This is a genomic window from Variovorax sp. P4_B11, from assembly GCF_056402355.1.
The window spans coordinates 1-7,856 of sequence record NZ_JBFUHO010000123.1; the positions used below are offsets into that span (position 1 = coordinate 1).

Sequence of the window (7,856 nt, forward strand, 5' to 3'; positions counted from 1 at the left end):
GCCATGCCATGACGAGTTCGGTCTGCCCCGACACCAGGTCGGCGGCGCGGGCGCGCAGGGCTTCCATCGCATGCGCGCGCCGCACCGCCGCCGGGCGGGCGCGCGCCGCGACGGCGAGCGCGATGCCCCAGCCCGCGACGACCAGCCAGAGCGCCAGCACGGCGCCCATCCAGGCCTTCATGACGCCCAGCACGATGCCGGCCAGCAGCGCGGCGCCGAGGGCGGCACCGGCCGGCACCAGCAGCCGCAGGTAGAAGGACTCGAGGGCGTCGATGTCGGCGGTCAGGCGGAACAGCAGCCGGGCCGGCCGGGCCAGCAGCCGGCGTGCCGCATCGGGCCGGGCCCAGCCGCGGAACAGTCGCTCGCGCAGCGCGGCCAGCACGCCGAAGGTGGCGTCGTGCGTGACCAGCCGTTCGGCGTAGCGCGAGCCGGTGCGGCCCAGCGCCAGCAGGCGGATGCCCGCCGACGGCATGAAGACATCGAAGCGCAGCGCCGTTGCGGCCTGCAGGCCGGCCAGCGCGGTGGCGGTGATGAACCAGCCCGAAAGGCCCAGCAGCGCCATGCCCATCAGCACTGTCAGCGCCGCCAGGGCCGCGCCCCCGGCCAGCCGGCGCGGCTGGGCCTCGCAAAAAGCCGCGAGTACCGGCCGGACATCGCGCCAGAAACTCACAAGGCAAGCTTCGCGCAACAGCGCTTCGGCATTCGCCTCGGGAGCGGTCGGGCGTCTCATGCCGCCTCCCTCGCCGGCAATTCGTCGAGCCGGACCACCCGGCCCATGCGGGCGGCCAGCACCGGATCGTGGGTGGCGGCGATCAGGGTCCTGCCGCGCGCCAGCTGCATCAGGGCGTCGACGACGCGCTCCGCCGTCTCGCTGTCCAGATGCGCGGTCGGCTCGTCGACCAGCAGCAGATCGGCCTCGGGATGCACCGCCACGCGCGCCAGCGCCAGCCGCACCGCCTCGCCGCCCGACAGGCCGCCGCCGCCCTCCCCGAGCGCGATGCCGGGACGCGCCTGGGCGACACCGTCGAGCGCCGCGAAGCGCATCGCGGCCTCCACCTGGGCCGCCTGCACGCCGCTGCGGCCGAGCGCCACGTTGGCCTGCACCGACGCGGCAAAGACATGCGGCCGCTGGCCCATCCACGCCATGCGCGCGCGCAGCGACGCCACCGTGTCGTCCGACAACGGCACGCCGCCGATCAGGATCTCGCCGTGCTGCGCCGGCACCAGGCCGGCGATCAGGCTCAGCAGCGCCGTCTTGCCCGAGCCGCTGGGCCCCATCAGGGCGACATGCTCGCCCGCGCCCACGCGCAGGTCGTAGTTGTCGAAGAAGGCGTCCTCGCCGGCGTGCGAGAAGCGCAGGCCGCGCACGCGAACCGCGGGTGCCCCGGTCGCGGCGACTGCGGCCGGCGATGGGCCCTGCGCGTCCGCCGCCGAAGCCCCCGGCAGAACGACGCCGCCATCGCTCAGGCGCTCGAGCGACACCAGCGCGGCCTCGCCGGCCGCGCGGTCGTGCCAGACCGCGGACAACTCGCGCAAGGGCTCGAAGAAGGCCGGCGCCAACAGCAGGACGAACAGGCCCTCGCCCAGGCTCAGCGTGCGGCCCCAGGTACCGAAGCCGAGGGTGCCCAGCAGATGGAAGCCGATGTAGGCCGCCACCATCGCGACGCCCAACGCGGAGAACAACTCCAGCACCGCGGACGAAAGAAAGGCGATGCGCAGCACCGCCATCGTGCGGGTCCGCAGCGATTGGGCCGCTTCGCCGAGGCGCCGCGCGGTCAGGTCGACGGCGCCGAGCGAACGCAGGGTCGCGAGGCCCCGCAGGCGATCGAGCAGGAAGCCGTTCATGCTGCCCATCTCGACCATCTGCGCCTCGCTCGCGGCCCTGGCGCGCCAACCGACGATGGCCATGAAGATCGGGATCAGCGGCGCGGCGACCAGCAGCACCGCGGCCGCCACCCAGGACAAGCCGGCCACCACCGCCACGATGGCCAGCGGCACCACCATCGCCCGCCAGCGCGCCGGGGCGTAGCGCACCAGGTAGGGCACCACCGCCTCGGCCTGCTCGGCGATCACGCTGGCGGCCAGGCCGGAGGCGGGACGGGCGCTGTCCAGCGGCGAACGCGCCGCCAGCCCGGCCGCCACCCGGGCCCGCAGGACGGACAGGTGCGCGCGTCCCTGCACATACAGGCGGCGCGCGCCCCAGGCCTCGGCCGCTGCACGCGCCAGGCCCAGCAGCAGGATGCCGGCAGCCGGCCACAACGCCGCGGCCAGGCCCTCGCCCGCACCCAGTCGCTGAACCGCCCAGGCCAGCAACGCCGCCTGCGGCAGCCAGAGCAGCGCGGCGGCGCCCTGGACCAGGCTGGCGAACGACGAGGCGGAAGAGTTCACGTATTTATCAACTACTGTAATTTCAGTATTTACTGAAATCTCGAGAATCATACGAGATGTGCGTCTGCGCTGCAGAGCCGAGGGTCGTTAAGCTACCAGAAGCCCATGAATATCTGCGTCATCAACCCCAACTATTACCGCAGCAGCGGCGTGACGATGGCCATCCGCCGGATCCACGAGGCCGTGCAGCCCTGCGGCATTGAAAACCATTTCGTCAGTTGCCAGTACGGCGATGAAGAAGAGGACCTGTCGTGGATCCCGCCCGGCCGCATCGAGCACCTGGGCCTGATGTCCGGCCATCCGGGCGTCTTCTGGCGCAGCGTGATGCGCCTGAAGCGCCTGCTGGATGCCCGGAACATCGATCTCATCCACGTGCACCACCGGCGGCTCTCGATGGTGCTGACGGCGCTGAAGCCCTTGCTGCGCCGCCCGGTGCTCTACTCGGGCAACCTCACCTACGGCTTCTCGGCCGCGTTCTGGCTGTTCAGTCCGCGCCGCGCCATCGCGGTGACGAACTCCGTCAAGGACAACATCGTCGCCACGACGCGCACGCGCGACGTCGTGGTCCTCGGCAATCCCACCCCATTTCCCGAGCGCGTCCCGGCCATCGACCTGGCCGCGGTGCGCCGGCGGGCCGTGTGCGTCGCCCGGTTCGTCCCGGTGAAGGGCCATGGCACCCTGATCGATGCCTGGGCCCTGCTGCGCGACCGCGGCATCGACGCCGAACTGGTGCTCGTTGGCGAGGGACCGCTGCGCCCGGCGCTCGAAGAGAAATGCCGGAATCTCGGGGTCGCCGACCGGGTGCTCTTCCGCGGCTATGTGGCCGATGTCCGGAGCGAGTATGCGCAGTCGATGTTTGCCATCCTCGTCAGTTCCATCGAAGGCCAGGGCATCGTCACGATCGAAGCGGCCGCCGCGGGCCGTGCCTCGCTCTTGACCGATGTCGACGGCTCGCGCGACTGCCTGCCGCCCGACCGGAGGCTGCCGAACGGGTTGCCTTATGGCGATGCCGGCGCCCTGGCCGACGCGCTGGCGAGCTGGTTCGACGATCCTGCGGCCGTGGCCGAAGAAGGCCGAGCCTTCTTCTCGTTTCACCAGCAGCTCAATTCATCGAACGTGCTCGGACTCAGGTATGCCGAAGCTTACCGGCGATCGGACCAGGGTCCTGCACTGCAGAAGCGTGACTGAAGGTCACCTGGCCGGAACCAGCAGACCGCACACCAGCAGGCCCGCGAACAGGCCCAGCACCGCCCGCCACGTGGCGGGCCGCGACTCGACCCAGCGGTAGAGCAGCGAAGCGGCCGCTATCGACAGCGCGAAGGTCGCCAGCAGGCCCATCAAGTCGATCCACGGCGTCGCCGGCAACAAGCGGCTCATCGCCGCGCTGACCAGCAGCAGCACCGGGAAGTGGATCAGGAACAGCGAGTACGAGATGCGGCCGAGCCGCACCAGCGGCGCACCGATGCGCGGCCAGGCGGCAGGCGCGAGCCCGTCGCGATGCTGCACCACGGCCACCGCCAGCGCCGTGACCAGCGCGATCGCGATGCGGCTGCGCCACTCGAGCGCCAGCGCCGCGGCACCCACCAGGACCAGCATCAGCATCGCGTAGCGCCAGGTGCTGTCGCGGGTGGCGCGCCCGATCCAGAAGACCAGCATGCCCAGGCCGTAGGAGCCGAAGAAATAGATCGCCGTGGCATCGAGTTCCTGCCGGCGGTTGAACACCGCGAGCGAGGCCACCACCAGCGCCAGCACCAGCCCCGCCACCAGCCAGCGGGAACGCTCGGGACCCAGCGACCAGCGCCGCTGCAACAGCTCCGACAGGCCGATCGCCGCCAGGGCGAGCACGAAGAGCTGGAAATCGATGGCCACGTACCAGACGCCCGTCGACAGCGCATCGAAGCCCAGCAGGTCCTGCAGCAGCAGGCCGTGCGCCAGCAACTGCGCGAGGCCGGGCGCGGCCGGCACCGCGTCGCCTTCGAGCCAAGGCCGGACCAGTGCCGCGACCAGCACGCTGAAGCTCAGCGCGGCCAGGTAGGGCATGACCAGACGGCCATAGCGCTGACCGACCCGGGCCAGCGGGCGGTCGACCCGCAGCACGCCATCGGGCGCCAGGCTGCCGGCCGCCAGGAAGCCGGCCAGCACCAGGAACACCTGCACCGCGAGCCGGCCGTCCTGGGCCAGCCAGCCGAACAGCGCCGGCGCCAGTGAGGACGCACCTGCCTGCAGCGGACCGTAGCGCGCCAGGTGATGACCGACGATCAGCGCGCAGGCGACGCCCTTGACCGCGTCGAGCAGCGGCATGCGGCCCGCTGCGGCGCCGGCAGCGGCCGTCCTGCGCAGCGTCACTGGTTCAGAGCGCCAGACGGCGGCGGGCGTCGAAGTACTCGCGTTTGAGCTTTTCGACGAAAGCCGCGGCGGTCGCGACTTCGGTCACCGCACCGATGCCCTGGCCCGAACCCCAGATGTCCTTCCAGGCCTTGGCCTTGCTGCCCTCGCCGCCGCCGAAGTTCATGGTCTTGAGGTCGCCTTCGGGCAGATTGGCCGGGTCCATGCCGGCGGCCACGATGCTGGGGGCGAGGTAGTTGCCGTGCACGCCGGTGAACAGGTTCGAGTAGACGATGTCGTCGGACGTGCCTTCGACGATCGCCTGCTTGTACTCGTCGCTGGCGCGGGCCTCTTCGGTGGCGATGAACGCGGTGCCGATGTAGGCGAAGTCGGCGCCCATGGCCTGCGCGGCCAGCACCGCGCTGCCATTGGCGATCGAACCCGAGAGCGCGAGCGGGCCATCGAACCACTGGCGGATTTCCTGCACCAGCGCGAACGGGCTCTTGACGCCCGCATGGCCGCCGGCCCCCGCCGCGACGGCGATCAGGCCGTCGGCGCCCTTCTCGATCGCCTTCTTCGCAAAGGTGTTGTTGATGATGTCGTGCAAGGTCACGCCGCCGTAGCTGTGGACCGCATCGTTGACGTCGGTGCGCGCGCCGAGCGAGGTGATCACGATCGGCACCTTGTACTTCACGACCATCGCCATGTCGTGCTCGAGCCGGTCATTGCTCTTGTGCACGATCTGGTTGATGGCGAAGGGCGCGGCCGGCTTGTCGGGGTTGGCCTTGTTGTAGGCGGCCAGCTCCTCGGTGATCTCGATCAGCCACTCCTCGAGCTGCGCGGCCGGCCGCGCATTGAGCGCCGGCATCGAGCCCACGACGCCGGCCTTGCACTGGGCGATCACCAGCTTGGGATTGCTGATGATGAACAGCGGCGAGCCGATGATGGGCAGGGGGAGGTTGGCGAGCACGGGCGGCAGCTTGGACATGGGGTCTCCGGAAATCGTTGGATGAGGTCTTGGCTTAGAAGGATTCGAGCGCGAGGGCGGTGACGCTGTCGGCGCCGTCGACGATGCTGTCCCGGAGGCCGGGCGCCTTGTTCAGGATGTGCTCCGCATAGAAGCGGGCCGTCGCGATCTTGGCCTTCATGAAAGCCACGTCGGTGCCGACCTTGGCGAGGTCCTCGGCGACCAGGAGCGAGCGCGCGAGTTGCCAGCCGGCGACCACGTTGCCCGCCAGCATCAGGTAGGGCACGCTGCCCGCGAACACCGCGTTCGGCGACGCCTTGGTCTGGCCGGCGACGAAGCCGACGACGTCGACGAAAGCCTCGCGGGCGGCCTTGAGCTTCTTCGCGACGGCCTTGGCGTCGGCGCTGTCGCGCTGCGCCAGTTCGGCCTCGGTCTTCTCGATCTGGGCCGCGATCGCCTTCGCGGTCTGGCCGCCGTCGCGCGCCGTCTTGCGGCCCACGAGGTCGTTGGCCTGGATCGCGGTCGTGCCTTCGTAGATGGTCAGGATCTTGGCATCGCGCAGGTACTGCGCCGCGCCGGTCTCCTCGATGAAGCCCATGCCGCCGTGCACCTGCACGCCAAGCGAGGCCACTTCGAGGCTCATCTCGGTGCTGTAGCCCTTGACCAGCGGCACCATGTATTCATAGAAGGCCTGGTTCTGCTTGCGCGTCTCGGCATCGGGATGATGGTGCGTCGCGTCGTAGGCGGCGGCGGCCACCGTCGCCATCGCGCGGCAACCTTCGGTGTAGGCGCGCATCGTCATCAGCATGCGCTTGACGTCCGGGTGATGGATGATCGGCGCACTGGCATTGATCGAGCCGTCGACCGGCCTGCTCTGCACGCGGTCCCTGGCGTAGGCCACCGCATGCTGGTAGGCGCGCTCGGCGATCGCGATGCCCTGCATGCCCACGGCGTAGCGGGCCGAGTTCATCATGATGAACATGTACTCGAGGCCGCGGTTTTCCTGGCCGACCAGGTAGCCGACAGCGCCACCGTGGTCGCCATATTGCAGCACGGCCGTCGGCGAGGCCTTGATGCCCAGCTTGTGCTCGATGCTCACGCAGTGCACGTCGTTGCGCGCGCCCAGCGACCCATCCTTGTTCACGAGGAACTTGGGGCAAACGAACAGGCTGATGCCCTTCACGCCTTCGGGCGCACCGGTCACGCGGGCCAGCACCAGATGGACGATGTTCTCGGCCATGTCGTGCTCACCGTAGGTGATGAAGATCTTGGTGCCAAACACCTTGTAGCTGCCGTCGGCCTGCGGCTCGGCGCGGCTGCGCACCATCGCGAGATCGCTGCCGGCCTGCGGCTCGGTCAGGTTCATGGTGCCGGTCCACTGGCCGCTCACCAGCTTCTCGAGGTAGATGGCCTTGAGTTCGTCGGAGCCTGCCGTCAGCAGGGCTTCCGTTGCGCCATCGGTCAGCAGCGGACACAGCGCGAAGCTCATGTTGGCCGAGTTGAGCATCTCGCCGCAGGCGGCCCCGATGGTCTTGGGCAGGCCCTGGCCGCCGAAGTCCGTTGGATGCTGCAGCCCTTGCCAGCCACCCGCCACATACTGGGCGAAGGCTTCCTTGAAGCCCGGCGTGGTCGTCACCTGGCCGTCCTTGAAGGACGAGGGATTGCGATCGCCCGCCACGTTCAGCGGCGCGATCACGTCCTGGTTGAAGCGGGCGCATTCCTCGAGCACCGCCTGTGCGGTTTCGAGGCCTGCATCCTCGAGGCCCGGCATCTTCGCCACCTGCGCGATGTCCGCCAGGTGCTCGATGTCGAACAGCATGTCCTTGAGGGGGGCGATATAGCTCATGAATGTCTCCTGCGGCCTTGCGGCCCAATGCCAACCGATGTGAAAAAGGGCACCGCGAACGATGCCCTTCGGCTCACATGTCTTGAAGGATCAGAGCGCCTTGACCAGTTCCGGCACGGCCGTGAACAGGTCGGCGACCAGGCCGTAGTCGGCCACCGAGAAGATCGGGGCCTCCTCGTCCTTGTTGATCGCCACGATCACCTTCGAGTCCTTCATGCCCGCCAGATGCTGGATCGCGCCCGAGATGCCGCAGGCGATGTACAGCTGCGGGGCCACGATCTTGCCGGTCTGGCCCACTTGCCAGTCGTTCGGGGCGTAGCCCGCGTCGAC

7 protein-coding genes are annotated in these 7,856 nt (G+C 69.6%); 1 reads left to right on the forward strand and 6 read right to left on the reverse strand.

Annotated elements, in window-relative coordinates; translation table 11 throughout:
* Together AC1DYD_RS40710 and cydD are read right to left on the reverse strand one after the other, a co-directional pair.
* Nucleotides 1-730, reverse strand: a 730-nt coding sequence (locus AC1DYD_RS40710) for an ABC transporter domain-containing protein (protein WP_478178387.1), incomplete at its 3' end; no start/stop codon positions are given.
* Entirely contained in the window at nucleotides 727-2,439 is a 1,713-nt protein-coding gene (gene cydD / locus AC1DYD_RS40715) for a thiol reductant ABC exporter subunit CydD (RefSeq protein WP_478178388.1), read from the reverse strand. The genes AC1DYD_RS40710 and cydD, both read right to left, overlap by 4 nt.
* A 54-nt stretch (nucleotides 2,440-2,493) precedes the next feature.
* Between cydD and AC1DYD_RS40720 the strand changes: the two genes are divergently transcribed.
* Nucleotides 2,494-3,576 (forward strand): glycosyltransferase family 4 protein, encoded by a 1,083-nt coding sequence (locus AC1DYD_RS40720; RefSeq protein WP_478178389.1) that lies wholly within the window; start codon nucleotides 2,494-2,496, stop codon nucleotides 3,574-3,576.
* Nucleotides 3,577-3,579: 3 nt separating this feature from the next.
* Here the strand turns inward: AC1DYD_RS40720 and AC1DYD_RS40725 are convergent, their stop codons facing one another.
* From AC1DYD_RS40725 to AC1DYD_RS40740, 4 genes are all read right to left on the reverse strand, one after another.
* Nucleotides 3,580-4,689, reverse strand: coding sequence for an acyltransferase family protein (locus AC1DYD_RS40725; RefSeq protein ID WP_478178392.1), 1,110 nt, complete (start codon nucleotides 4,687-4,689; stop codon nucleotides 3,580-3,582).
* Nucleotides 4,690-4,738: 49 nt separating this feature from the next.
* Nucleotides 4,739-5,701: an NAD(P)H-dependent flavin oxidoreductase gene (locus AC1DYD_RS40730; protein WP_478118232.1), complete on the reverse strand. Its 963-nt coding sequence runs from the start codon at nucleotides 5,699-5,701 to the stop codon at nucleotides 4,739-4,741.
* Between the two features lie 34 nt (nucleotides 5,702-5,735).
* Nucleotides 5,736-7,526, reverse strand: a complete 1,791-nt coding sequence (locus AC1DYD_RS40735; RefSeq protein WP_478178390.1) for an acyl-CoA dehydrogenase — start codon at nucleotides 7,524-7,526, stop codon at nucleotides 5,736-5,738.
* A 90-nt stretch (nucleotides 7,527-7,616) separates the two neighbouring features.
* A partial coding sequence (locus AC1DYD_RS40740) for an electron transfer flavoprotein subunit alpha/FixB family protein (protein WP_478178391.1) occupies nucleotides 7,617-7,856 on the reverse strand: 240 nt, incomplete at its 5' end.

What these genes read in the sequence shown, in the direction of transcription:
- cydD (WP_478178388.1), bottom strand. Translation starts at nt 2,439, where the DNA reads ATGATTCTCGAGATTTCAGTAAATACTGAAATTACAGTAGTTGATAAA.
- AC1DYD_RS40720 (WP_478178389.1), top strand. Translation starts at nt 2,494, where the DNA reads ATGAATATCTGCGTCATCAACCCCAACTATTACCGCAGCAGCGGCGTG.
- AC1DYD_RS40725 (WP_478178392.1), bottom strand. Translation starts at nt 4,689, where the DNA reads ATGCCGCTGCTCGACGCGGTCAAGGGCGTCGCCTGCGCGCTGATCGTC.
- AC1DYD_RS40730 (WP_478118232.1), bottom strand. Translation starts at nt 5,701, where the DNA reads ATGTCCAAGCTGCCGCCCGTGCTCGCCAACCTCCCCCTGCCCATCATC.
- AC1DYD_RS40735 (WP_478178390.1), bottom strand. Translation starts at nt 7,526, where the DNA reads ATGAGCTATATCGCCCCCCTCAAGGACATGCTGTTCGACATCGAGCAC.